We start from the raw sequence: 23,706 nt of genomic DNA on the forward strand, positions 1-23,706 counted from the left end.
GCGCCCACCCACCACGGGGTGCTCCAGATCGTCACGGTGGTCGTCACCGCCGCCCTCGCGGGGATCGTCCCGCACATCGCCCGGGGCCGCGCCCCCGCCGCCGACCACCTGGCCCGCCGGGCCCTCACCGTCGCCTTCGCCGCCGCCTGCTTCCAGCCGCTCTACAACTCCGGCCGGCTGGAGCAGGGGATCGGGCAGGGCCCGTACCTCGTCCTCTACCTGCTCCTCCTGCTCGGCCTCACCGCCCTGTGCGACGCCGTGCTCGCCGCCGCCCTGGCCGCCGCGCGCACGGGCTGGCCGTACGGGCCCCTGCTCCGCGACGAGCTGCGCGTCCAGCTCGGCATCGGCTCCGCGATCTGCGCCACCGGGGTCGTCATGGCCCTCGGGGTGGCCGCCGCCGGCCTGTGGGCGCTGCCCGTCTTCTGCGTGCCGCTGCTGCTGACCCAGCTGTCCTTCCACCGGATCGCCGCGATCCGCACCACCTACCGCCAGACCATCACCTCCCTGGCCCGGGCCACCGAGATCGCCGGGTACACCCGCCCGGGGCACTCCCGCCGGGTCGCCGCGCTGAGCTGCGCCGTGGGCCGGGAGCTGGGCCTGTCGGAGCGGGAGCTCACGGTGCTGGAGTATGCGGCCCTCATGCACGACATCGGCCAGCTCTCCCTCGTCGACCCGGTCCGGGCCGGGGCCACCGCCGGGCTGCCGCCCGCCGAGGCCCGCCGCATCGCCGCGCTCGGCGGGGAGGTGGCCCGCCAGAGCGGGGTGCCCGCCGAGGTGGCCGTCATCGTGGAGCGGCAGGCCGACCCGTACCGGGAGCAGCCCGCGCTGGCGCGCATCGTCCGGGCGGTCAACGCCTACGACGACCTGCTGGGCGGGTCCCGTCACCCGGGCGGCCCCCTCGCGGCCCTGGAGCAGCTGAGGCTGGGTACCGGACGCGATTACCAGCCCGAGGTGGTGGAGTGTCTCGCGAGGGTTCTGGCCAGGGGTGGACGTGACAGAGTTGTTCCCGTCCCACCTGGGTAACCCATGGGTAATGAGCGGCCGTCCGAGTGGGCATGGTTGGATGCCAGTAGAAGTGTCCGTGAGGGTGTTCGCAAGGCTGCACCGTTGGACCGGCAGGCGGGAATCGTGAGGATCTTCGGGAAGGTACGGCATCGGCCCTCCGCCTCGTGGCGGCAGGCCACCGACCGCGCGTTCACGCTGATCGGCGACGGGCGGTACGAGGACGCGGGCGCGCTGCTCACCAGAGCCGCCGACCTGGAGCCCTGGCTGTCCGAGTCCTGGTTCAACCTGGCCCTGCTCCACAAGTTCCGGCACGACTGGGAGCAGGCGCGGGCCGCCGGGCTGCGCGCCGTGGCCCTGCTGGACCGCGAGACCGGCGCCCCGGACTGGTGGAACGTCGGGATCGCCGCGACCGCGCTCCAGGACTGGCCGCTGGCCCGCAGGGCCTGGCAGGCCTACGGGCTGAAGGTGCCCGGTGACCCGCACGGCTCGGGCACGCATCCCGGGAAGGGCAGCGGCGAACCGGTCGGCATGGAGCTCGGCAGCGCCGCCGTGCGGCTCTCCCCGGAAGGGGAGGCCGAGGTGGTCTGGGGCCGCAGGCTGGACCCGGCCCGCATGGAGGTCCTGTCGATCCCGCTGCCGTCCTCGGGGCGGCGCTGGGGCGAGGTCGTCCTGCACGACGGGGTCCCGCACGGCGAGCGGGTCACCGCGGCCGGCCCCTCCTACCCGGTCTTCGACGAGATCGAGCTGTGGGCCCCCTCGCCGGTGCCGACCTGGGTGGTGCTGCTGGAGGCGGCCACCGAGGAGGACCGCGACGCGCTGGAGCAGCTGGCCTCGGACGCGGGCTTCGCCGCCGAGGACTGGTCGTCTTCGGTGCGGCTGCTGTGCCGGACCTGCTCGGAGAGCGTGATGCCGAGCGGCGAGGGCGACGGGGAGCACCTGGACCCGCACGACCACAGCGAGCCGGGGCATCCCGGTCCGCTGGGCCACCGTACGACCGGGTCCGGCCCCTTGTGGGTTCCGGAGCGGGAGTGCGGGATCGCGGCACCGCCCGGCCTGGTGCGCGGACTGCTCGACGGCTGGGTCGCGGACAGCCCGGACACCCGTGAATGGCGGGATCTCGAAGAGGTCTGCTGACCCGGCACCGTAGGCTGTACCGGCACATCGTGAACGGGTGGACTTACGGAAGGCGTACGGCGGACATGGCGCAGCAGGAGAACGAGGTCGTCGAGATCGTCAACGACGGGTACGTCGTGGACACCGAGGACTGTGAGGCGCGCGAGCTCGCCCACCGCGAGCGCGGCACCGCCCGCCCGATCACGGTGGTCGGCAACCCCGTCCTGCACCGCGAGTGCAAGGACGTCACCGAGTTCGGCGACGAACTGGCGCAGCTCATCGACGACATGTTCGCCAGCCAGAAGGCCGCCGAGGGCGTGGGCCTGGCCGCGAACCAGATCGGCGTGGACGCCAAGGTCTTCGTCTACGACTGCCCGGACGACGACGGCGTGCGCCACACCGGGGTCGTGGTCAACCCCAAGCTGGTGGAACTGCCCGCCGGCTCCCGCGTGCTCGACGACTCCAACGAGGGCTGCCTGTCGGTCCCGACCGCGTACGCCTCCCTGGCCCGCCCGGACTACGCCGAGGTGACCGGCCAGGACGCGCAGGGCAACCCGATCAAGGTGCGCGGCACGGGCTACTTCGCGCGCTGCCTCCAGCACGAGACGGACCACCTGTACGGGTACCTGTACATCGACCGCCTCTCCAAGCGCGACCGCAAGGACGCCCTCCGCCAGATGGAAGAGGGCACCCCCCGCTACCCGACGGTCCCCAACGCCTGATCCGGGCCGCGCCCCAGCAGCACCCGCAGGTCCTCGGGCAGGGGCATCGGCGTGAGCAGTCCCGCCGCCGTACGGCCGGTGTTGCCGTGCGGCACGCGTCCGGTCACCGAACCGGCCCCCGCCACCAGGATCCGCACCACCTGCCCCACCGTCTCCGCCCGGTCCCGGCAGCGCAGCGCGAGCCGGAACATGTGCCAGTGGGCACGGGTGTGGGGCCAGGCCCAGGCCTGGGAGATGATGTGCGCCCGCTCCAGGGCGTCCCACATGGCGGCGGTGTCGGGCGCGCCGTCGCGGGCGCGCCGCAGCTCGGCCTCGAAGGCGGTGCGCACGGGGGCCGGCATGGTCTTCGGCGTGCACGCGGCGATGCAGATCTTCAGTGCGTTCCTCATGCGTCCACGATGCGGCCGGGGGCCCGCCGGGGCTTGTACGAACCTGCTACATCCACGTGATGGTGCGGGTGAAGTCCGACGGCGGGATCCCGAACATCCGCCGCCAGACCCGGCTGAAGTGCGCACCGTCGGCGAAGCCCGCGCCGTGCGCCGCGTCCGTCAGGGAGTGCCCCCGGGAGGCGAGTTCGGCGGCCCGCATCAGCCGCAGCCACAGGACGTACGGGCGGAACGGCAGGCCCAGCTCCGCCCGGAACAGGTGCGCCAGCCGGCTCTGCGACAGGCAGGCCACCTCGGCCGCCTCGGACAGCCGCACGCCGTCCCGCCCGGGCAGCCACGCCAGCACCCGCGCCAGCCCCGGATGCGGTGCCGCCTCCGGCAGCGGGCCGCCGGGGAGCAGGGAGTCCAGCGCGCAGGCCGCCTCGAAGAGGTCGGCGGGCAGGGACCCGGCGGCCGGTACGAGGCCTCCCGCGTCCCCCGCCAGCGCCGTGAGCCGGCGCCCGGCCGAGGACAGCGGATCGTAGTGCAGCACCACCCCGCGCGCGGTGCCGGCCAGTACGGCGTGCCGTACCCCGGCGGGCACCACGTACGCCCGGCACCGGAAGGGCTCGGCGTCCGGCCCGGCCAGCAGCAGGCCGTCCTCGTCCAGTGCGGCGAGGACCTGTACGGAGTGGTGCGCGTGCGCGGTCGCGGAACCGATGGCGCCTCCGTACACCAGGCCCCCCGGCCGCAGCCGGGCCCGCCCGGCCCACCGGGTCACGGACATGACGAAGCGCCCCCGCCCCCGGCCTCGGTCACCCGAGTGGTTCTCCCCATGGGCGGGGACGCTATCAAGCCGGCGGACCGGCAGGCTCAGAAGTCCTCGTCCAGGTCGACCGTGCCCTCGACCGCGACCTGGTAGGCCGACGGGCGGCGCTCGAAGAAGTTCGTCAGCTCCTGGACGCCCTGCAGCTCCATGAAGGAGAACGGGTTCTGCGAGCCGTACACCGCCGGGAAGCCGAGGCGGACCAGGCGCTGGTCCGCGACGCACTCCAGGTACTCGCGCATCGACTCGGTGTTCATGCCCGGCAGGCCGTCACCGCACAGGTCGCGGCCGAACTGCAGCTCGGCCTCCACGGCCTCCTTCAGCATGTCCGTGACCTGCTGCTGGAGTGCGTCGTCGAAGAGCTCCGGCTCCTCCTTGCGGACGGTGTCCACGACCTCGAACGCGAAGTTCATGTGCATGGTCTCGTCGCGGAACACCCAGTTGGTGCCGGTGGCCAGACCGTGCAGCAGACCGCGCGAGCGGAACCAGTACACGTAGGCGAAGGCCCCGTAGAAGAACAGGCCCTCGATGCACGCCGCGAAGCAGATCAGGTTCAGCAGGAAGCGACGGCGGTCGGCCTGCGTCTCCAGCCGGTCGATCTTCTCGACCGAGTCCATCCACTTGAAGCAGAACTGCGCCTTCTCGCGGATCGACGGGATCTCCTCGACGGCGTCGAAGGCGGCCGCGCGGTCGTCCGGATCGGGCAGGTAGGTGTCGAGCAGCGTCAGGTAGAACTGGACGTGCACGGCCTCCTCGAACAGCTGGCGCGACAGGTACAGGCGCGCCTCGGGGGAGTTGATGTGCTTGTAGAGCGTCAGCACCAGGTTGTTCGAGACGATCGAGTCGCCCGTCGCGAAGAACGCGACCAGTCGGCCGATCATGTGCTGCTCGGCGGGCGTCAGCTTCGCCAGGTCGGCGACGTCCGAGTGGAGGTCGACCTCCTCGACGGTCCAGGTGTTCTTGATCGCGTCCCGGTAGCGCTCGTAGAAGTCCGGGTAGCGCATGGGGCGGAGCGTGAGCTCGAAGCCCGGGTCCAGGAGGTTCTTGTCGGTGGAGCTCATTACTGGCAGGCCTCGCAGGACTCGGGGTTCTCAAGGGAGCAGGCCAGGGCGTCGGCGTCGACGGCCTGCGGGAGCGTGGCGGCGGCGGCCGGCACGGCGCTGGCGGAAGCGGCGCGGGCGATCTTCGTCGCCGGGCGCGAGCGCAGGTAGTACGTGGTCTTCAGACCCTGCTTCCAGGCGTACGCGTACATCGACGACAGCTTGCCGATGGTGGGCGTCTCCAGGAACAGGTTCAGCGACTGGGCCTGGTCCAGGAAGGGCGTACGGGCCGCGGCCATGTCGATCAGACCGCGCTGCGGGATCTCCCACGCCGTGCGGTACAGCTCGCGCACCTCGGCCGGGATCCAGCCGAAGCCCTGCACGGAGCCGGAGGAGTCGCGCAGCGCCTCACGGGTCTGCGCGTCCCACACGCCGAGCTGCTTCAGCTCCTCCACCAGGTAGGCGTTGACCTGGAGGAACTCACCGCTCAGCGTCTCGCGCTTGAACAGGTTGGAGACCTGCGGCTCGATGCACTCGTACACGCCGGCGATCGAGGCGATCGTCGCCGTCGGGGCGATGGCCAGGAGCAGGGAGTTGCGCATGCCGGACTTCGCGATCCGGGCGCGCAGGGCGTCCCAGCGCTCGGGCCAGTTCAGCTCCACGTCGAAGTGGTCGGGGTGCAGGACGCCGCGGGCGGTGCGGGTCTGCTCCCAGGCCGGGAGGGGGCCGTTGCGCTCGGCGAGGTCGCAGGAGGCCTCGTACGCGGCCAGCATGATGCGCTCGGAGAGCTTGGTGGACAGGGCCTTCGCCTCGGGGGAGTCGAAGGGCATCCGCAGCTTGAAGAAGACGTCCTGGAGGCCCATCGCGCCCAGGCCCACCGGGCGCCAGCGGGCGTTGGAGCGGCCCGCCTGCTCGGTCGGGTAGAAGTTGATGTCCACGACGCGGTCGAGGAAGGTGACCGCGGTGCGGACGGTCTCGTCCAGGCGCTCCCAGTCGATGTCGCGGCCGTCGGCGGTGTCGAAGACGAACGCGCCCATGTTGACCGAGCCGAGGTTGCAGACGGCCGTCTCACCGTCGTCGGTGACCTCGATGATCTCGGTGCAGAGGTTGGAGGAGTGGACGACGGTGCCCGGCTCGGCGGTCTGGTTCGCCGTGCGGTTGGAGGCGTCCTTGAAGGTCATCCAGCCCTGGCCGGTCTGCGCGAGGGTGCGCATCATCCGGCCGTACAGGTCGCGGGCGGGCATGGTCTTGCGGGCGAGGCCCGCCGCCTCGGCCTTGCGGTACGCGGCGTCGAACTCGTCGCCCCACAGGTCGACCAGCTCGGGCACGTCGGCCGGGGAGAACAGCGACCAGTCGGCGTCCGCGTTCACACGGCGCATGAACTCGTCCGGCACCCAGTGCGCCAGGTTCAGGTTGTGCGTGCGGCGCTGGTCCTCGCCCGTGTTGTCGCGGAGCTCCAGGAACTCCTCGATGTCCGCGTGCCAGGTCTCCAGGTAGACGGCCGCGGCGCCCTTGCGGCGGCCGCCCTGGTTCACGGCGGCGACGGAGGCGTCGAGGGTCTTCAGGAACGGCACGATGCCGTTGGAGTGGCCGTTCGTACCGCGGATCAGCGAACCGCGGGCGCGGATGCGGGAGTAGGAGAGGCCGATGCCGCCGGCGTGCTTGGACAGCCGCGCGACCTGGTGGTAGCGGTCGTAGATCGAGTCGAGCTCGTCCAGCGGGGAGTCCAGCAGGTAGCAGGAGGACATCTGCGGGTGCCGGGTACCGGAGTTGAAGAGCGTGGGGGAGGACGGCAGGTAGTCGAGGCGGCTCATCAGCCGGTAGAGCGAGGCCACTTCCTCGACGGCCTGGACGGTGTCGTTCTCGGCGAGGCCGCAGGCCACGCGCAGCATGAAGTGCTGCGGGGTCTCGATCACCTGACGGGTGATCGGGTGGCGCAGCAGGTAGCGGCTGTGCAGGGTGCGCAGGCCGAAGAAGCCGAAGCGGTCGTCGGCGCCCTCGGCGAGCGTGTGCTCGACCAGCGCGTCCAGGCGGCTCGCGTGCAGCGCCACGAACTCGGCGGTGCGGTCCGCGATCAGGCCCTCGCGGTGGCCGACCGCGACGGAGGCGGAGAAGGAGGTGGCCCCCTGGCCCGCGGCTTCCTCGGCGACGGCCAGCGTCAGCAGCCGGGCGGCGAGCCGGGAGTACGCCGGGTCCTCGGAGATGAGACCGGCGGCGGCCTCCGTGGCCAGGGCGCGCAGTTCGGCCTCGTCGGCGGCGGCGCTGCGCCCGCGGAGGGCGGCGGCGGCGACCCGGCCGGGGTCGGTGTCGGGGAGGTCGGCCGTCAGCTCGGTGAGGGTACGCAGCAGCGCGGCCCCAGGTCCCCCGGTCTCGAATCCGGTGTCGGACGGGTCGGACTCGGCGCGCGGTGCGGAAGGCGCGATGGTCACGGGGGGAGCTCTCCCTCGCTCGGCTCCGGGACACCTGCGGCGTCGGCGCGAGCGGGCGCGTGCGGGCATGGCAGGGCAGCACCGCACGGCGTCCACCGGCCCAACCGCGAGGCCCGGACGTATCGGCACCCGGTTCGGTCGAGCCGGGCGCACTGTCGGCAGGTCATCGGACTTGCGGTGACACCAATGGGTGTACTTCATACCGTTGCGGGACAGTTCCGGATTCGCACCGGATTCCCCTGCGACGACAGCGAGCATGAGCATACATGTGGGGGCCGCTTCCTGCGCGACCCCCTAGATGTTGTGTCGGCGTGGCTACAGTTCGAGACCGTACGTGAGCAGAGGGAGGTCGGGAACGGGCTCCCAGTCCCGTTCGGGCGTCCGTACGAAGCCGAGCCGTTCGTAGATGCGGTGCGCGCCGACCATGTCCGGCGTGGTCGACAGCACGAGCCGCCGTACGCCCTCGACGGCGCGGGCCCGGTCGACGCAGGCCCGTACGAGGGCCTCCCCGGCGCCCCGCCCACGGCCCTCCCGGGCCACGGCCAGCATTCGGAACTCGGCCTCGCCGGGCCCGGCGATGTCGCACAGCGGGCTCCCGGGCGCGGCGAAGGCCACGCCCCCGAGGAGCCGGCCGTCACTCGTGGCGGCGACGAGTACCACCCCGTCGGCCGCCCGCCCGGCCACGTCGCGCAGCCGCGCGAGGTAGGGATCGTCCTCGCCGAACGTCAGCAGCCCGTCCCCGAGGTAGGCCTGCGCGGTGATCTCCCCGAGCGTCCCGTACTCCGCCGCCAGCGCTTCCCTGATCACGATGTCCATGCGGTCGAGTGTGCCGGACGGCTGTCGGTGCCCGGCGCTATCGTCGAAGGCAGCACCGTCGAGGAAGGCGAGCGAGGCATGACCGTGATGACAGACCGGCCCCACATGCTGACTGAGGACTTCGAAGCCGTGGCGCGCATAGCCGCCCGCGAAAGGGAGGGGACACGGCTGGAGTTCATCGACGGGATCATCAGGAGCAAGGCCATGCCGGACGGCGACCACGGGATGATCATCCAGTGGCTCACCCGGATCTGTATGCAGCACCGCCCCGAGCTGTGGCTGCATCCCGGGCAGGGCATCAAGGCCCAGGAGTACCGGGCGGGCCGGGCGATTCCGGATGCGGTGCTCGCACCGGCCAAGGCGTTCGCCGGGCAGGGCGACTGGGTCGACCCCGCCCCGATCCTCATGGCCGTCGAGGTGACCTCGTGGGACTCGGACACCCACCGGCGGGACCACGTCGAGAAGCCCCGCGCCTACGCGGAGACGGGCATCCCCGTCTACCTCCTGATCGACCGGGCCAAGTGCGAGGTCTCCGTCTACAGCCAGCCCAATGGCCGACGGTACGAGAACACCCGCGTCGTGGCGTACGGCAAGGACGCCGAGCTTCCCGACCCCATCGGCATCACCCTTCAGACCGAGGTCCTCAAGGACTGGGTGCGCTGAGAACACCCGAGGGCTCCGCCTGGTCGGCGGGGCCCTTCGGCGCGTCAGGGCTCAGCAGCAGCCGAACCCCTCCCGGGGGTCGGCCTCGCGCGCGTCCGTGCGCGCGCGTTCGAAGGCGCGGCGGGTCATGACCCGCGCGTCGGGATCGTGCGTACGGGCGTGCGCGACGTAGCGGTCGTACGCCGCCTCTCCCGAGAACTCCCGTACGAGGAACCGCGCCTTCGCCAGCGCCGCGCGGACCCGGCTCACGCCACCGGCTCCTTCGCGCGGCCGCCGCCCGAGTCCAGGCCGGCGGCGGCGAGCTCCGCCCGCTCCTCGGGGGTGGCGATCAGCCCGGCCGGGGCGATGATCTTCGACTCCGACCACGGGACCTCGGAGAGCCTGACGGTCTCCGGGCTGCCGGCCGCCTTCAGGCAGGTCCGGGCCGCGTCCAGCAGCACGATGACGATCAGGATCGCGAACAGCGCCGACAGCACGCCGTCGACCGTCGCGTTCGTGACGACCGTGTGCATCTCGCCCATGTTCTTGGCGGGCGGCAGGACCTTCCCGGCGTCGATCCCGGTCTGGTACTTGTCGCGCTGCGCGAAGAAACCGACCTTGACGTCCTCGGAGAACACCTTCTGCCAGCTCGCGGTCAGGGTCACGGCCACGTCCCAGGCCAGCGGGACCCCGGTCACCCAGGCCCACTTGAGCCGCCCGGACTTCACCAGCAGCGTGGTGCACACGGCCAGCGCCACCGCGGCCAGTAGCTGGTTCGCGATGCCGAACAGCGGGAACAGCTGGTTGATGCCGCCCAGCGGGTCCTTGATGCCGACCCACAGGAAGTAGCCCCAGCCGCCCACGACCACGGCGCTGGCCAGCCACACGCCCGGCTTCCAGCTGACGTCCTTGAAGGACTTGTGTACGTTGCCGAGGGTGTCCTGGAGCATGAACCGGCCGACCCGGGTGCCCGCGTCGAGGGTGGTCAGGATGAACAGGGCCTCGAACATGATCGCGAAGTGGTACCAGAACGCCTTCATCCCGGCGCCGCCGACCACGGAGGAGAAGATCTCCGACATTCCGAGTGCGAACGTCGGCGCCCCGCCCGTACGGGACAGCAGGCTGGCTTCCTGGACGTCCTTCGCGGCCTGCGCGAGGAACTCGGGCGAGATGGCGAAGCCGAAGTTCGTCACGGCCTGCGAGGCGGTCTGCACCGTGGTGCCGATGACGCCGGCGGGGGAGTTGACCGCGAAGAAGAGGCCCGGTTCGATGATGCAGGCCGCGATGATCGCCATGACGGCGACGAAGGACTCGGTGAGCATCGCGCCGTAGCCGATGACCCGGACCTGGGTCTCCTTCTGGATCATCTTGGGGGTGGTGCCCGAGGAGACCAGCGCGTGGAAGCCGGACAGGGCCCCGCAGGCGATGGTGATGAAGACGAACGGGAACATCGAGCCGGCGAACACCGGCCCGTCCCCGCGGGCGGCGAAATCGGTGACCGCGGGCATCTTCAGGGTCGGCATGGCGACGACCACGCCGATGGCGAGCAGGGCGATGGTGCCCACCTTCATGAAGGTGGAGAGGTAGTCGCGGGGCGCGAGCAGCATCCACACCGGCAGCACCGAGGCGATGAACCCGTAGGCCACCATCCACAGGACCAGCGTCTCCTTCTCCAGCGTGAAGGTGCTCGCCAGCGAGGAGTCGGCGACCCAGCCGCCCGCCACGATGGCGAGCAGCAGCAGCGCCACGCCGATGACGGAGATCTCGGTGACCCGGCCCGGGCGCAGGACGCGCAGGTAGAAGCCCATGAAGAGGGCGATCGGGATGGTCATGCCGATGGAGAACACGCCCCAGGGGGAGTGCGCCAGGGCGTTGACGATGACCAGGGCGAGCACGGCCAGCAGGATGATCATGATGGCGAACACGGCGACCAGGGCGGCGGCTCCGCCGACCGGGCCGATCTCGTCGCGGGCCATCTGCCCGAGGGAGCGCCCGTCGCGGCGGGTGGAGAAGAAGAGGGTGACCATGTCCTGGACGGCGCCGGCGAAGATGACGCCCGCGACGATCCAGATGGTGCCCGGCAGGTAGCCCATCTGGGCGGCGAGCACGGGGCCGACCAGCGGGCCGGCGCCGGCCACGGCGGCGAAGTGGTGGCCGAACAGCACGCGGCGGTCGGTGGGGTGGAAGTCGACACCGTTGTCAAGGCGTTCGGCCGGGGTCGCCCGCGTCTTGTCCACCTTCAGGACCCGGTCGGCGATGAAGCGCGCGTAGAAGCGGTAGCCGATGGCGTACGAGCCCAGCGCGGCGGCGAGCAGCCAGGCGGCCGAGATCTCCTCGCCGCGCGAGAGGGCAAGGATGCCCCAGCCCAGGGCCCCGACGAGGCCGACGAGCACCCAGACGGCGACGGACTTCGGGCTCATGCCCCCAGCCGCGCCACGGCCTGGTGCGGAGGGCGAGTCCGCCGCCGTGCCCGGACTCGCCGCGTTCCGTTCTGTATCAGTTGCTTCCGGTTCCGGCATGATCCTCGTCCCCTCGTTGATCATCTGCGTAAAGGCAGGGAATCTACGGGGGCCCGCCCGGTGAACGTAAGCCCCCGTCCGTATAGCGGAACGAGAGTCAACTACGAATCAGACGGCGGGGCGCTGGAGTCGGGCGACGAACTTGTAACGATCGCCGCGGTACACCGACCGGACCCACTCCACCGGTTCGCCGTCGGCGTCGAGGGAGTGGCGGGAGAGCATCAGCATGGGCAGGCCGACGTCGGTGCCCAGCAGCCCCGCCTCGCGCGGGGTGGCCAGGGAGGTCTCGATCGTCTCCTCGGCCTCCGCGAGCCGTACGTCGTACACCTCGGCCAGTGCCGTGTAGAGGGAGGTGTACTTCGCCAGCGACCGGCGCAGCGCCGGGAAGCGCTTGGCCGAGAGGTGGGTGGTCTCGATGGCCATCGGCTCGCCGCTGGCGAGGCGCAGTCGTTCGATGCGCAGCACCCGGCCGCCCGTGGCGATCTTGAGGAGCCCGGCCAGGGTGTCGTCGGCCGTCACGTAGCCGATGTCGAGGAGCTGGGAGGTGGGTTCCAGCCCCTGCGCCCGCATGTCCTCCGTGTACGAGGACAGTTGGAGCGGCTGCGAGACCTTCGGCTTCGCGACGAAGGTGCCCTTGCCCTGGATGCGCTCCAGCCGGCCCTCGACGACGAGCTCCTGGAGAGCCTGGCGCACGGTGGTGCGGGAGGTGTCGAACTCGGCCGCGAGCGTGCGCTCCGGCGGCACCGGCGTGCCCGGGGGCAGGGTCTCGGTCATGTCGAGCAAGTGCCGCTTGAGTCGGTAGTACTTGGGCACCCGCGCCGTGCGAGTGGCCGCCCCGCCTTCCGGCTCGGTGGTCGCCCCTTCGGTGGACATCGCCGCCCGCCTTCCCGACTCCAGTTTCGCTGCCGTCACCGGCTCCTCCGATATGTGCGGTCACATCGTGACACGGGTGGGAGGACAGGCCTCCTCCCTCCCCCAGGTGTCGGTCCGGTAACGGACCGATCACCCGCTCATTAGACCCTTGACACCCCTAAAGGTCTAGGCCAAGCTCCGGTTACTGGTCTAAACCAATATGGATCAGATCCCGGCCCCACGGGCAGTACTTGGTACGTCACCGCGGCGGGCGAGGGAAGTGCAGAGCATCCCTGAGGAGGGTGGCGTGAAGCGCAAGCTCATCGCGGCGGTCGGAGTCGCGGGCATGGTGATCGGCCTCGCGGCGTGCGGTGGCAACGACGGCGACGACAAGGGCAAGACCGACGCCGGCGGCGCCAAGGAGATCACCGTCTGGGTGATGGACGGCTCCGCGCCCAAGGCGTGGATCGACGCGGTCAACGCCGAGTTCTCGGCCAAGCACCCGGGTGTCACCGTAAAGGTCGAAGAGCAGCAGTGGAAGGGCATTCAGGAGAAGGTGACGACCGCCCTCTCCGAGAACACCCCGCCGGACGTCCTCGAGCTCGGCAACACCCAGACCGCGGGCTACGCCGTCACCGGCGGCCTCGCGGACCTGACCAAGGACAAGGCCAAGCTCGGTTCCGACGCCTGGCAGAAGAGCATGCTCGCCTCGGCCGAGTACGACGGCAAGCTCTACTCCGCCCCCTGGTACGCGGCCAACCGCGTCGTCGTGTACGACAAGAAGGCCTTCGCCAAGGCCGGCGTCACCCCGCCGACCACCCGCGACGAGTGGATCGCCGGCCTCGACAAGCTCAAGGCCGCGGACCCCGCCTCGCAGCCCATCTACCTCCCCGGCCAGAGCTGGTACGTCCTCGCCGGCTTCATCTGGGACGAGGGCGGCGACCTCGCCGTCAAGGACGGCGGCAAGTGGAAGGGCGGCCTCGGCACCCCCCAGGCCGCGTCCGCGATGGAGTTCTACAAGAAGCTCCAGGCGTACTCCACCGCCCCCAAGGACAAGGACGAGGCCACCCCGCAGCAGTCCACCGACGTCGTTCCCAAGGGCGGCGTCGCCTCCTGGATCGGTCTCGGCTGGGAGGCCGGCGGCGCGGAGAAGGCCCTGAAGGACGCGGGCAAGGAAGCCGACTTCGGCTACTTCCCGATCCCGGGCAAGACGGCCGACAAGCCGGGCACCGTCTTCCTCGGCGGCTCGAACCTCGCCGTGGCCGAGCGCTCCAAGAACAAGGAGCTCGCCAAGGAGTGGCTGGCGCTGGCCGCCGGCAAGGACCAGATGACGAAGTACGCCGCCGAGACCAAGGGCGCGCTGCTCCCGAACCAGGCCGGCGCGAACTTCACCCCCGCCGCGGGCTCCTTCGCCGAGGCCATGGGCAAGGGCGGCGTCAACGGCCGCATCACCCCGGTCACCCCGGGCTGGGCGAACGTCGAGACCGAGCCCAACCCGCTCAAGGAGTTCATGACCAAGGTCCTGAAGGGTGAGGACGCCGCCAAGGCGGGCGCGGACGCGGACAAGGAAATCGCGAGCCGCATCAACAAGTAGCACGTAGCACCGGGGGTGCGGCCGGCGCCCACGCGCCCGCCGCACCCCCGGTCGCGCATTGACAGACCTGTGCGATGCCCGACCGCAGCCGAGGTAACCAAGACATGACCGTGCACTCCCAGGGAGCGGTGACCGCTCCACAGGACGCACCACCGAAGTCCGCCGGAGGGCAGCAGACGCCGCCCACGACCAAGGGGGCCGGCACCTCGGCTCCGCGCCGGGGCAGAAAGCCGCTTCCCGCGGGCTGGCTGCCGTACCTCCTCATCGGGCCCGCGGTCCTCAGCCTGGCCACACTGCTGCTGTACCCGCTCGCCAAGAACGTGATCCTGTCGTTCCAGAAGGTCGACAAGATCGAGTTCATCCAGCGCAAGGCCCCCTTCAACGGGGTCGAGAACTACACGCAGCTGCTGGGCGACGCGCACTTCTGGACCGTCGTCCTGCGCACCTTCACCTTCACCGCGGCCAACGTCGCGCTGATCATGCTGATCGGCAGCCTCGTCGGCATCCTGCTGAACCGCCTCGGCACGTGGATGCGCCTGGTCCTGTCGATGGCGCTGGTCATGGCCTGGGCCATGCCGATCGTCGCGTCCGTCACCGTCTTCCAGTGGCTGTTCGACGAGCAGTTCGGCGTCATGAACTGGGTCATGCGCACCCTCGGCTTCTCCGGCTACGAGCAGCACAACTGGTTCGAGACCGGCCTCTCCACCCTGACGATCGTCACGGTCCTGGTGGTCTGGGGCTCCGTCCCCTTCGTCGCGCTCAACATGTACGCCGGCCTGACCACCGTCAGCGGCGAGCTGTACGAGGCCGCGCGGATGGACGGCGCCAACGGCTGGCAGACCTTCTGGCAGGTCGTCTTCCCCAACCTCAAGCCGTTCTTCACCGTCACCACGTTCCTCGAGGTCATCTGGGTCTTCAAGGCCTTCACCCAGGTGTACGCGATGAACCGCGGCGGCCCCGACCGCGCCTCCGAGACCCTGCCCGTCTTCGCCTTCGTCGAGGGCCAGAGCCAGGGCCACTACGCGCTCGCGGCAGCGATCTCCGTCCTGACGATCGTGATGCTCGTGATCGTCATGTCCTTCTACTTCCGCCTGATCCTGAAGCAGGAGGAGGAGCAGTGAGCACCACCACCGCCCCGAAGCCCGCACCCGCCGCCCCGGCTTCCGCCCGGCCCGCGCAGCGGCTGCGCAAGCGCCGCCCGCTGCGCCCCGCCGCGGTGGCGAAGAACCTGGGCGCGCTCGTCGTGGCCGTGGTCTTCGTCTTCCCGGTCTACTGGATGTTCTCCTCGGCGCTCAAGCCGTCCGGGCAGATCCTCTCCAAGGACCCCGTCTTCGTCTTCACCCCGACGCTGGACAACTTCACCAAGGCCACCGGCGTCGACCTGTTCTGGACGTACGTCACGAACAGCCTGGTCGTCACCGTCGGCGCCGTCGCCCTGGCCCTCGTCGTCGCCCTCGCGGCCGGCTTCGCCATCGCGCGGATGAAGTTCAAGGGCCGCAAGGGCCTCGTACTCGGCGTGATGATGGCGCAGATGGCACCCTGGGAGGTCATGGTCATCGCGATGTACATGATCGCCCGCGACGCCGAGATGCTGAACAGCCTCCCGCTGCTGACCGCGATCTACTTCGTGATGGTCCTGCCCTTCACCATCTGGACCCTGCGCGGGTTCATCGCCGCGGTGCCGGTGACGCTGGAGGAGGCCGCCCAGATCGACGGCTGCACCCGCGGCCAGGCCTTCCGCAAGGTGATCTTCCCGCTGCTGGCCCCCGGCCTGATGTCCACCTCGCTCTTCGGTTTCATCACCGCCTGGAACGAGTTCGCGATGGTCCTGATCCTCAACAAGGACAAGACCGCCCAGACCCTGCCCCTGTGGCTGACCCAGTTCCAGACCGCCTTCGGCAACGACTGGGGCGCCACCATGGCCGCTTCCTCGCTCTTCGCGGTCCCGGTCCTGGTGATCTTCGTCTTCCTCCAGCGCAAGGCCGTCGGCGGCATGACCGCCGGCGCCGTGAAGGGATAACGCCACATGACCGTCCTTGCGCACGGCGTGACCTCCTCCGACGCCGACGACGAGCTGACCCGCGACGCCCTCGCGGTCCTCCAGCCCGGCTTCGAGGGCACCACCGCCCCCGCCTGGCTGCTGCGCCGGATCGGCCGCGGGCTCACCGCCGTCGGCCTCTTCGGACGCAACATCGCCTCGCCCGGGCAACTCGCCGCGCTCACCGCGCAGCTGCGGGCCGAGCGCGACGACGTCCTCGTCGCCATCGACGAGGAGGGCGGCGACGTCACCCGCCTGGAGGTCCGGGGCGGCTCGTCCTTCCCCGGCAACCTGGCCCTCGGAGCCGTGGACGACACCGGCCTCACCCGCGACGTCGCCCGCGAGCTGGGCCGCCGCCTCGCCGAATGCGGGGTCAACCTCAACTGGGCCCCGTCCGCCGACGTCAATTCCAACCCCGACAACCCGGTCATCGGCGTACGGTCCTTCGGGGCCGACACCCACCTGGCCGCCCGGCACACCGCCGCCTACGTCGAGGGCCTCCAGGCCGCCGGCGTCGCCGCCTGCACCAAGCACTTCCCGGGCCACGGCGACACCAACGTCGACTCGCACCACGCACTGCCGCGCATCGACGCCGACCTGGACACGCTGGCCGCCCGCGAACTCGTCCCGTTCAAGGCGGCCATCGGGGCCGGCACCAAGGCCGTGATGAGCGCGCACATCCTCGTGCCCGCCCTGGACCCGACCCGCCCGGCCACGCTCAGCCCGCAGATCCTGACCGGGCTGCTGCGCAAGGAGCTCGGATACGAGGGCCTGATCGTCACCGACGGCATGGAGATGAACGCCATCGCGGGGACGTACGGCATCGAGCGCGGCTCGGTGCTGGCCATCGCCGCCGGAGCCGACGCGATCTGCGTCGGCGGCGGGCTCGCCGACGAGGCCACCGTGCTGCGGCTCCAGGGCGCCTTGGTCGCGGCCGTACGGGAGGGCGCGCTCCCGGCGGAGCGGCTCGCCGACGCCGCAGCCCGGGTACGGGCACTGGCCTCGTGGACCCGGCAGGCCCGGGCCGCCGCCGCGCCGGGCGCGCAGCAGGAGGGGAGCGCGCCCGGCATCGGTCTGGCGGCGGCCCGCCGGGCGCTGGTCATCACGGGCACGGCCGCGCCCGTGGGCGACCCGTACGTCGCCACGCTCGCCCCCGTCGCGAACATCGCGGTCGGCGACGAGACCCCGTGGGGCGTGGCGGCCGAACTGGCCGCGCTGGTACCGGGAACCGCCTCGGGCGTCTACGCCGAGGGCGCCACGGCCGCGGACGTGCTCGCGGCGGCGGGGGAGCGCACCGTCGTGCTGGTGGTCCGCGACGCGCACCGGCACCCGTGGATGGCGCAGGCCATGGCCGCGCTGGTCGAGGCCCGCCCGGAGACCGTCGTCGTCGAGATGGGGGTACCGCGGGCCGAGCCCCGCGGGGCGCTGCACATCGCGACGCACGGTGCCTCGCGGGTCTGCGGCAGGGCGGCGGCGGAGCTGATCGCCGGGGTCTGACCAGCCCCGGAGCTCCCGGTCCGCCCTGTCCCGTGCCCCCAGGACACCCCGTCCCGGGGGCACGGGCGTACCCGGGCGGGCACGGACTCCGTGCGGCCGCCGGGGTCTGTGGGGGCCCCGGGCAGCCGTACGGACGCGCAAGGGCCGGGCTCCCTCGGGGGGCCCGGCCCTTCACGCGTGGCGCGGCGCCGCCTAAAGCCCCTGCCACGCGGGCTTGTTGGCGTAGGTGTGGCGGAAGTAGTCCGCCAGCTTCAGCTTCGAGGCCGCCGCCTCGTCCACGACGACGGTCGCGTGCCGGTGCAACTGGAGTGCGGACGCCGGGACCAGCGCCGACAGCGGGCCCTCGACCGTCTGCGCGACGGCTTCCGCCTTGCCCTCGCCCGTCGCGAGCAGCACCAGGTGCCGGGCGTCGAGGATCGTCCCGATCCCCTGCGTGATGACGTGGTGCGGGACCTGGTCCATGTCGTCGTCGAAGAAGCGCGCGTTGTCGATCCGCGTCTGCTCCGTCAGCGTCTTGATCCGGGTGCGCGAGGCCAGCGAGGAGCAGGGCTCGTTGAAGCCTATGTGCCCGTCCGTGCCGATGCCCAGCAGCTGGAGGTCCACGCCGCCCGCCGCGGCCAGCGCGCGGTCGTACGCCTCGCACGCGGCCACGATGTCCTCGGCGGAGCCGTCCGGCCCCATGAAGGAGGCCTCCGACAGGCCCAGCGGCTCCACGACCTCGCGCAGCACGACCGCGCGGTAGGACTCCGGGTGCCCGGCCGGCAGGCCGACGTACTCGTCGAGCTGGCAGACGCGCGCCCGGGAGGCGTCGACCTCCCCGGCCCGCACCTTGGCGGCCAGGGCCTCGTAGACGGGCAGCGGGGTAGAGCCGGTCGCCACGCCGAGCAGGGCGTCGGGCTTGCGGCGGACCAAGGCGGCCATGGCCTCCGCGATGAGCTCGCCGCCTGCCTTGGCGTCCGGGACGATGACAACTTCCACGCGGGGCCTGCCGATCTGGAGTGGGACGGTGTGGTATAGACCAATCTAGCAGAGGGGGACCCCCTTCGGCCGGTCCGTGCACACTCCCGTTCGCTTCCGTTCCCTTCCGTTCCCCTCCGCCCCTCCCATCGTCGGCCTGCGGGCCGATGCGTGCAGCCCGGCCCCGCCCGCAACCGCGGAAGGCGCGGGCGGAGGCCTCGGCTCAGAGCAGCGACAGCCGGAGGCCGCCCGTCGCGTCCAGGTGCTGGCCCGTCACCCAGCGGGCGTCCGGCGAGGCCAGGAAGGCCACCACGTCGGCGACCTCCTCCGCCGTGCCCACCCGTCCGAACACGGAGCGGGAGGCCGCGTGCGCCCGCGCCGCCGGGTCGGCCAGCCAGCCCGCGCTGAGCTCGGTGTCGGTGACCCCGGGGCCCACCGAGTTCACGGTGATCCCGCGCGGGGCCAGCTCGGCCGCCAGCGACCGGGTCAGCGCGTTCACGGCGCCCTTGGCCGTGATGGTGGCCAGGATCGCCGGCAGGGCGATCTCCGGGGTGCCCGTGACGTTCACGATCCTGCCCCCGTCCCGCAGCCGCGCCAGCCCGTGCTTGATCACGAAGAATGGCGCCTTCGCGTTGAGCGCGTGGACGCGGTCGTACGCCTCCTCGTCGGTGTCCTCGATCCCGGCGAAGGTGGCCGCGCCCGCGTTGTTGACCAGGATGTCCACCCCGTCGGTGTGCAGCGGGTGCTCCGCGTACGCCGCCCACAGCGCCCGCGCGTCGCCCGGGACCCCGAGCACGGCCCCGAGGGCGAACGCCCGGCCGCCTTCCGCCCCGATCGCCGCGACCGTCTCCTTCGCCGCCGCCTCGTTCCGCCCGTAGTGCACGGCGACCAGCGCCCCGTCCCGGGCGAGGCGCTGCGCCACCGCCCGTCCGATCCCCCGGCTGCCGCCCGTGACCAGTGCCGTCTTCCCCTTGAGCACGCCCATGACGCGCCCCCCCTTCAGCATTTGCTAGTGGTCGCTACAGAAAGGGACCGTACCAGATTCCGTAGCGCCCGCTATAGAATCTCCCCATGGTGACCGGACAGCGCGGCAGACCCCGCTCCTTCGACCGCGACGCGGCCCTCGACAAGGCCATGCTGGCCTTCTGGGAGCACGGCTACGAGGCGACCTCGATCTCCGACCTGACCGCCTCGCTCGGCATCGGCGCGCCCAGCCTGTACGCGGCCTTCGGCGACAAGCGCAGGCTTTTCGACGAGGTCGTGGCGGTCTACGGCGGCCGGTACACCGATTTCGCGCGCGCCGCCCTGTCCGAGGAGCCCACCGCGGGGGCGGGGTTGCGACGCGTCCTGCGCGAAGCGGCCGGGATCTACACCGACCCGGCCCATCCGCCCGGCTGTCTGGTGATCAGCGCCGCCGTCAACACGACCTCGCAGGACGTCGCGCAGGCCCTGCGCGAGCGCCGTGAGGTCAGCCTGGAGATGTTCGAGCGCAGGATCCGGGCCGACGTGGCAGCCGGCGTGCTGCCCGCCGCCACGGACGCGCAGGCGCTGGCCCGCTTCGCGCTGGCGGTGCTCGTCGGGATGTCCCAGCAGTCGCGCGACGGGGCGAGCCGGGAGGAACTGGAAGCGGTGGCGGAACTGGCGATGGGGGCCTGGCCGCGGTGAAGGGGAGGGGCCCCGGGCAATCCGGCGGCGGAATCCGCATTCCTCTGGGCCACGGTGCCGGGTCGGGACCCTCAACCCGTCCGGCACCGTAGCCCGGAGTACTTACGGCCGGCCGGGTGTGCGGTTCCCGGCGGCCGGTGGGAGGTGCCTGCGCGGTCAGGGCAGAGCGCGCGGCTTACCTCGATCCGTCCTCCTGTGCGGGGAGGGCGGAAGCATAAGGCAATTGTGGACTAGACCAATCTGTTCTGTCCATCCAATGGCGGGCTCCATGCTCCCGTCACTTCATCCAACAGTACGCGGCCCGAGTGCCTCCTGGATACTCCTGAGTAGTAGCCGTGGGGAAAGTCATGGCCCCTACCCGGGGTACGCTCGGCCCGTGCCCTCCATGAACGACCTCGTACGCCAGCACACCGCTCTCAGTGAAACCGACCTGGAGTGGCTCCACCTGCTGGTCTCGGAGTGGCAGCTGCTCTCCGACCTCTCCTTCGCGGACCTCGTGCTGTGGGTCCCCACCCTCGACGGCACCCGGTACGTCTCGGTCGCGCAGATGCGCCCCAACACCGGCCCCACCTCGTACCAGGACGACATGGTCGGCCACCTGGTCCCGCGCGGCCGGCGCCCGCTGCTCGACGCCGCGCTCGACGAGGGCCGGATCGTGCGCGAGGGGGACCCGGAGTGGCGCGAGGAGGTGCCCGTGCGCGTCGAGTCGATCCCGGTCCGCCGCGAGGGCCGGGTACTGGGAGTGATCGCCCGGAACACCAACCTGCTCACTGTGCGTACACCGAGCCGGCTGGAGCTCACCTACCTCCAGTCCGCCTCCGACCTGGCCCAGATGATCGCGGCCGGCTCCTTCCCGTTCCCGGGCCAGCAGGTCGACATGGACGCCTCACCCCGCGCCGGCGACGGCCTGATGCGCCTCGACGCCGACGGCGTGGTCACGTACGCCTCCCCGAACGCGCTGTCCGCGTACCACCGGCTCGGCCTCGCCGCCGACCTCGTCGGCCAGCACCTGGGGACGACCACCTCCGAACTCGCCCCCACCCGCGGCCCCGTGGACGAGGCCATCGTCAAGCTGGCCAGCGGCTGGGCCCCGCGCGAGACCGAGGTCGAGGGCAACGGCGGAGTCATCCAGCTGCGCGCCATCCCGCTCAAGCCCAAGGGCGTCCGCATCGGCTCCCTCGTCCTGTGCCGGGACGTCACGGAACTGCGCCGTCGCGAACGTGAATTGATCACCAAGGACGCGACCATCCGGGAGATCCACCACCGGGTGAAGAACAACCTCCAGACGGTGGCGGCGCTCCTGCGGCTACAGGCCCGCCGGATGGATTCCGAGGGCGGCCGCGAGGCGCTCAACGAGGCCGTGCGCCGGGTGGGATCGATCGCGATCGTGCACGAGACGCTCTCTCAGAACCTGGACGAGCGCGTCGAGTTCGACGAGATCGCCGACCGGGTGATCGCGATGGTCGCCGAGATCTCGCCCGGCAAGGTGGAGTGCCGGCGCACCGGCCGGTTCGGGATCCTGGACGCGGAGGTCGCCACCCCGCTGTCGATGGTGCTGACGGAGATCCTCCAGAACGCCCTGGAGCACGCCTTCACCCAGGGGGAGGGCGGCCGCGTCGAGGTCTCCGCGACCCGCACCGGCTCCGGCCGCGCCGACGGCCGGCTGCTGATCACGGTGCTCGACGACGGCTGCGGTCTGCCCGAGGGCTTCGACCCGCAGCGCGCGGGGAACCTCGGACTCCAGATCGTCCGGACCCTGGTCGAGGGTGAGCTCGGCGGTACGTTCGACATGCTCCGGGCCGAACCGCGCGGCACCAAGGTCGTCCTCGACATCCCGGCCAGCCCGCAGAAGTAACGATCGTTCGGTCACTGAGCGTGATGCGGCCCGGGCGGGTCCGGCCGGACCGACTACGGACAGCACTGAGCCCCAAACCGAAAACTTCTCGGTCCGGGGCTCAAGAGCACGTTGCTGAGCGCTGGTGTGGTGTTGCTACGCGCTGCGGCTCGAGGCTCGAAAGTCGATGTCAGGCGGTGGCGTTACGCGCCCGATTGCGAGCGGCGCGGCGCTTCATCGCGCGGCGCTCGTCCTCGCTGAGACCGCCCCAGACGCCGGAGTCCTGACCGGACTCGAGCGCCCACTGCAGGCACTGCTCCATGACGGGGCAGCGGCGGCAGACGGCCTTGGCTTCCTCGATCTGCAGCAGCGCAGGACCGGTGTTGCCGATGGGGAAGAAGAGTTCCGGGTCTTCCTCGCGGCAAACGGCGTTGTGACGCCAGTCCATGGCTGCTCCATCTCCTTGTATTGCGGGCAGGTTGCTTGTGAATGTGAACGCTTTCACGAATCCCCCCGTGAGGGAAGGGCGACCGCCCAGTTTCCTGGAAGGTCAGTCAGGGACTCGTGGAGGGGTTCTGGCGGTCTGTGTGGGTGCCGGGTTCTGCGGGCTGTCCCGATCGCCATGAAGAGATTCGCAAACCTCGGACGGGGATACAACCCCTTCCGGAAAGTTTTTTTTGATTCGTCGGTGTCTACTAGGTCACAGCCCTACATCGTGAGGGTGGACCGGCGTGTAAACGTTCGAGTGAAAGGACTTTAGGCCCTTCCACTCACACAATCACACGCAGTGCCCGGCGTACGCCTGTGAACCGAACGCTGGTGCGGAGACCGAGGTGGTCTCCGTCCATCTGGAACGGAAGCGGAACCTTCGAATGCAAGGTGAAGTCGGTCAGATCGTGCAGAGACACCGCATGCTTGCCGCGCGGACCCCGCTCAGGAGTCGAGGTCAGGAGCTGTGTGGCGTAGCGGGCGACGGCCGGAGTTGACAAACGGTTGAGTGCCAATACGTCAAGCGCGGTATCGAACGACGCCTCCGGCGAGGCGTAAATCGGACGATTCCCCAGATACGTCCAGGGTGAGGTGTTGCAGACTATCGACAGCACCAGGTCCGTCACGGGATCCTCGCCGGGGCGCTCCAGCGTCACCGCGCCGCGGCGCCGGTTCGGCTCGTCCCAGAACTGGCGCATCAGCTGTCGTACATACAGGGCGTGCGTCGAACGCTTGCCGCGCTCGCGCTGCTGCTCGACCCGGCCCACCACCCCCGCGTCGAAACCGAACCCCGCGCAGAACGTGAACCAGCGCGCCGGAACCGACTCGTCCTCCGTGCCCGGCGTGCCGGCCGCCAGCCCCAGCCCCACCGTCCGCTCGCGCTGCTCGCGCAGCGCGTCGAGCAGGGCGCCGGTCGCCTCGACCGCGTCGTTCGGCAGTCCGAGCGCGCGGGCGAACACATTGGTCGACCCGCCGGGGACCACCGCGAGCCGGGGCAGCCGCTCCGGGTCCGGGCCGTTGTGCAGCAGTCCGTTGACCACCTCGTTGACCGTGCCGTCGCCGCCGAGCGCCACGACGAGGTCGATGCCGTGCTCGGCCGCCCGGCGGGCCAGGTCCCTGGCGTGCCCCCGGTACTCGGTGGTGACCGCCTCCAGCTTCATCTCGCTGGCCAGGGCGTGGGTCAGGACGTCGCGCGTGCGCGCACTGGTGGTCGTTGCTGCTGGATTGGCCACGAGAAGTGCACGCATGACCGCCAGCCTACCGACCCGTACGGATGCCTCCCATACGGCCCGTCCCGTACCGG

22 protein-coding genes and 1 riboswitch are annotated in these 23,706 nt (G+C 71.1%); of the genes, 10 read left to right on the forward strand and 12 right to left on the reverse strand.

All coding sequences use genetic code 11. From position 1 onward, the window contains the following. From ACS04_RS05640 to def, 3 genes are all read left to right on the forward strand, one after another. Window positions 1-1,023, forward strand: a 1,023-nt coding sequence (locus ACS04_RS05640; protein WP_048475400.1) for an HD-GYP domain-containing protein, incomplete at its 5' end; no start/stop codon positions are given. A gap of 105 nt (window positions 1,024-1,128) precedes the next feature. Next, entirely contained in the window at window positions 1,129-2,139 is a 1,011-nt protein-coding gene (locus tag ACS04_RS05645) for a tetratricopeptide repeat protein (RefSeq protein ID WP_048475456.1), read from the forward strand. 65 nt (window positions 2,140-2,204) lie between these two features. Beyond that, a complete protein-coding gene (gene def / locus ACS04_RS05650) occupies window positions 2,205-2,840 on the forward strand; it encodes a peptide deformylase (RefSeq protein WP_048475401.1) in 636 nt (211 codons plus the stop codon). On the opposite strand, the gene ACS04_RS05655 is transcribed toward def, so the two are convergent. The 5 genes from ACS04_RS05655 to ACS04_RS05675 form a co-directional block, all read right to left on the reverse strand. Then, window positions 2,816-3,229, reverse strand: a complete 414-nt coding sequence (locus ACS04_RS05655; RefSeq protein WP_245236291.1) for a DUF3703 domain-containing protein — start codon at window positions 3,227-3,229, stop codon at window positions 2,816-2,818. The genes def and ACS04_RS05655 overlap by 25 nt on opposite strands. A 46-nt stretch (window positions 3,230-3,275) precedes the next feature. After that, a complete protein-coding gene (locus ACS04_RS05660; protein ID WP_048475402.1) occupies window positions 3,276-3,992 on the reverse strand; it encodes an AraC family transcriptional regulator in 717 nt (238 codons plus the stop codon). A gap of 86 nt (window positions 3,993-4,078) precedes the next feature. Then, window positions 4,079-5,092: a ribonucleotide-diphosphate reductase subunit beta gene (locus tag ACS04_RS05665; protein ID WP_048475403.1), complete on the reverse strand. Its 1,014-nt coding sequence runs from the start codon at window positions 5,090-5,092 to the stop codon at window positions 4,079-4,081. Further along, window positions 5,092-7,500 carry a ribonucleoside-diphosphate reductase subunit alpha gene (locus ACS04_RS05670; protein ID WP_048475404.1) on the reverse strand — a complete coding sequence of 803 codons (2,409 nt, stop codon included), beginning with the start codon at window positions 7,498-7,500 and terminating at the stop codon, window positions 5,092-5,094. Before ACS04_RS05670 ends, ACS04_RS05665 begins: the two co-directional genes overlap by 1 nt. A 140-nt stretch (window positions 7,501-7,640) precedes the next feature. After that, window positions 7,641-7,764: riboswitch (cobalamin riboswitch) on the reverse strand. Window positions 7,765-7,815: 51 nt separating this feature from the next. Beyond that, the gene (locus ACS04_RS05675; RefSeq protein ID WP_048475405.1) at window positions 7,816-8,316 is read right to left on the reverse strand and encodes a GNAT family N-acetyltransferase; all 501 of its coding nucleotides are present in this window, start codon (window positions 8,314-8,316) and stop codon (window positions 7,816-7,818) included. 78 nt (window positions 8,317-8,394) lie between these two features. Here ACS04_RS05675 and ACS04_RS05680 point away from each other — a divergent pair, with 78 nt between their 5' ends. Further along, complete coding sequence (locus ACS04_RS05680) at window positions 8,395-8,979, forward strand: Uma2 family endonuclease (RefSeq protein WP_048475406.1); 585 nt, start codon at window positions 8,395-8,397, stop codon at window positions 8,977-8,979. Window positions 8,980-9,030: 51 nt separating this feature from the next. Here ACS04_RS05680 and ACS04_RS05685 read toward each other — a convergent pair whose 3' ends face one another. The 3 genes from ACS04_RS05685 to ACS04_RS05695 form a co-directional block, all read right to left on the reverse strand. Next, on the reverse strand, window positions 9,031-9,228 hold the full coding sequence (locus ACS04_RS05685) for a CstA-like transporter-associated (seleno)protein (RefSeq protein WP_048475407.1): 198 nt from the start codon (window positions 9,226-9,228) through the stop codon (window positions 9,031-9,033). Next, window positions 9,225-11,378: a carbon starvation CstA family protein gene (locus ACS04_RS05690; RefSeq protein WP_048475408.1), complete on the reverse strand. Its 2,154-nt coding sequence runs from the start codon at window positions 11,376-11,378 to the stop codon at window positions 9,225-9,227. Before ACS04_RS05690 ends, ACS04_RS05685 begins: the two co-directional genes overlap by 4 nt. A gap of 207 nt (window positions 11,379-11,585) precedes the next feature. Further along, window positions 11,586-12,350 carry a GntR family transcriptional regulator gene (locus tag ACS04_RS05695; RefSeq protein WP_030153577.1) on the reverse strand — a complete coding sequence of 255 codons (765 nt, stop codon included), beginning with the start codon at window positions 12,348-12,350 and terminating at the stop codon, window positions 11,586-11,588. A gap of 286 nt (window positions 12,351-12,636) precedes the next feature. Between ACS04_RS05695 and ACS04_RS05700 the strand changes: the two genes are divergently transcribed. The 4 genes from ACS04_RS05700 (at window position 12,637) to ACS04_RS05715 (ending at window position 17,458) form a co-directional block, all read left to right on the forward strand. Then, entirely contained in the window at window positions 12,637-13,923 is a 1,287-nt protein-coding gene (locus tag ACS04_RS05700; protein ID WP_048475409.1) for an extracellular solute-binding protein, read from the forward strand. A gap of 104 nt (window positions 13,924-14,027) precedes the next feature. After that, window positions 14,028-15,044: a carbohydrate ABC transporter permease gene (locus ACS04_RS05705; protein ID WP_048475410.1), complete on the forward strand. Its 1,017-nt coding sequence runs from the start codon at window positions 14,028-14,030 to the stop codon at window positions 15,042-15,044. 62 nt (window positions 15,045-15,106) lie between these two features. After that, window positions 15,107-15,943 (forward strand): carbohydrate ABC transporter permease, encoded by an 837-nt coding sequence (locus ACS04_RS05710; RefSeq protein WP_209441636.1) that lies wholly within the window; start codon window positions 15,107-15,109, stop codon window positions 15,941-15,943. 6 nt (window positions 15,944-15,949) lie between these two features. Then, the gene (locus ACS04_RS05715; RefSeq protein WP_048475411.1) at window positions 15,950-17,458 is read left to right on the forward strand and encodes a glycoside hydrolase family 3 protein; all 1,509 of its coding nucleotides are present in this window, start codon (window positions 15,950-15,952) and stop codon (window positions 17,456-17,458) included. A 192-nt stretch (window positions 17,459-17,650) separates the two neighbouring features. Here the strand turns inward: ACS04_RS05715 and nagB are convergent, their stop codons facing one another. Together nagB and ACS04_RS05725 are read right to left on the reverse strand one after the other, a co-directional pair. Next, window positions 17,651-18,436, reverse strand: coding sequence for a glucosamine-6-phosphate deaminase (nagB, locus tag ACS04_RS05720; protein ID WP_048475412.1), 786 nt, complete (start codon window positions 18,434-18,436; stop codon window positions 17,651-17,653). A gap of 202 nt (window positions 18,437-18,638) precedes the next feature. Further along, window positions 18,639-19,400, reverse strand: a complete 762-nt coding sequence (locus tag ACS04_RS05725; RefSeq protein WP_048475413.1) for an SDR family oxidoreductase — start codon at window positions 19,398-19,400, stop codon at window positions 18,639-18,641. Between the two features lie 86 nt (window positions 19,401-19,486). Between ACS04_RS05725 and ACS04_RS05730 the strand changes: the two genes are divergently transcribed. Next, window positions 19,487-20,080, forward strand: a complete 594-nt coding sequence (locus ACS04_RS05730; protein WP_048475414.1) for a TetR/AcrR family transcriptional regulator — start codon at window positions 19,487-19,489, stop codon at window positions 20,078-20,080. Window positions 20,081-20,465: 385 nt separating this feature from the next. Beyond that, complete coding sequence (locus tag ACS04_RS05735) at window positions 20,466-21,935, forward strand: sensor histidine kinase (RefSeq protein WP_048475459.1); 1,470 nt, start codon at window positions 20,466-20,468, stop codon at window positions 21,933-21,935. A gap of 169 nt (window positions 21,936-22,104) precedes the next feature. Here the strand turns inward: ACS04_RS05735 and ACS04_RS05740 are convergent, their stop codons facing one another. Together ACS04_RS05740 and ACS04_RS05745 are read right to left on the reverse strand one after the other, a co-directional pair. Then, window positions 22,105-22,362: a WhiB family transcriptional regulator gene (locus ACS04_RS05740; protein ID WP_004937597.1), complete on the reverse strand. Its 258-nt coding sequence runs from the start codon at window positions 22,360-22,362 to the stop codon at window positions 22,105-22,107. A gap of 322 nt (window positions 22,363-22,684) precedes the next feature. Beyond that, window positions 22,685-23,650 carry a diacylglycerol/lipid kinase family protein gene (locus ACS04_RS05745; RefSeq protein WP_048475415.1) on the reverse strand — a complete coding sequence of 322 codons (966 nt, stop codon included), beginning with the start codon at window positions 23,648-23,650 and terminating at the stop codon, window positions 22,685-22,687. Between the last annotated feature and the right edge of the window lie 56 nt (window positions 23,651-23,706).

The organism is Streptomyces roseus (assembly GCF_001044425.1).
Classification (GTDB): domain Bacteria; phylum Actinomycetota; class Actinomycetes; order Streptomycetales; family Streptomycetaceae; genus Streptomyces; species Streptomyces roseus.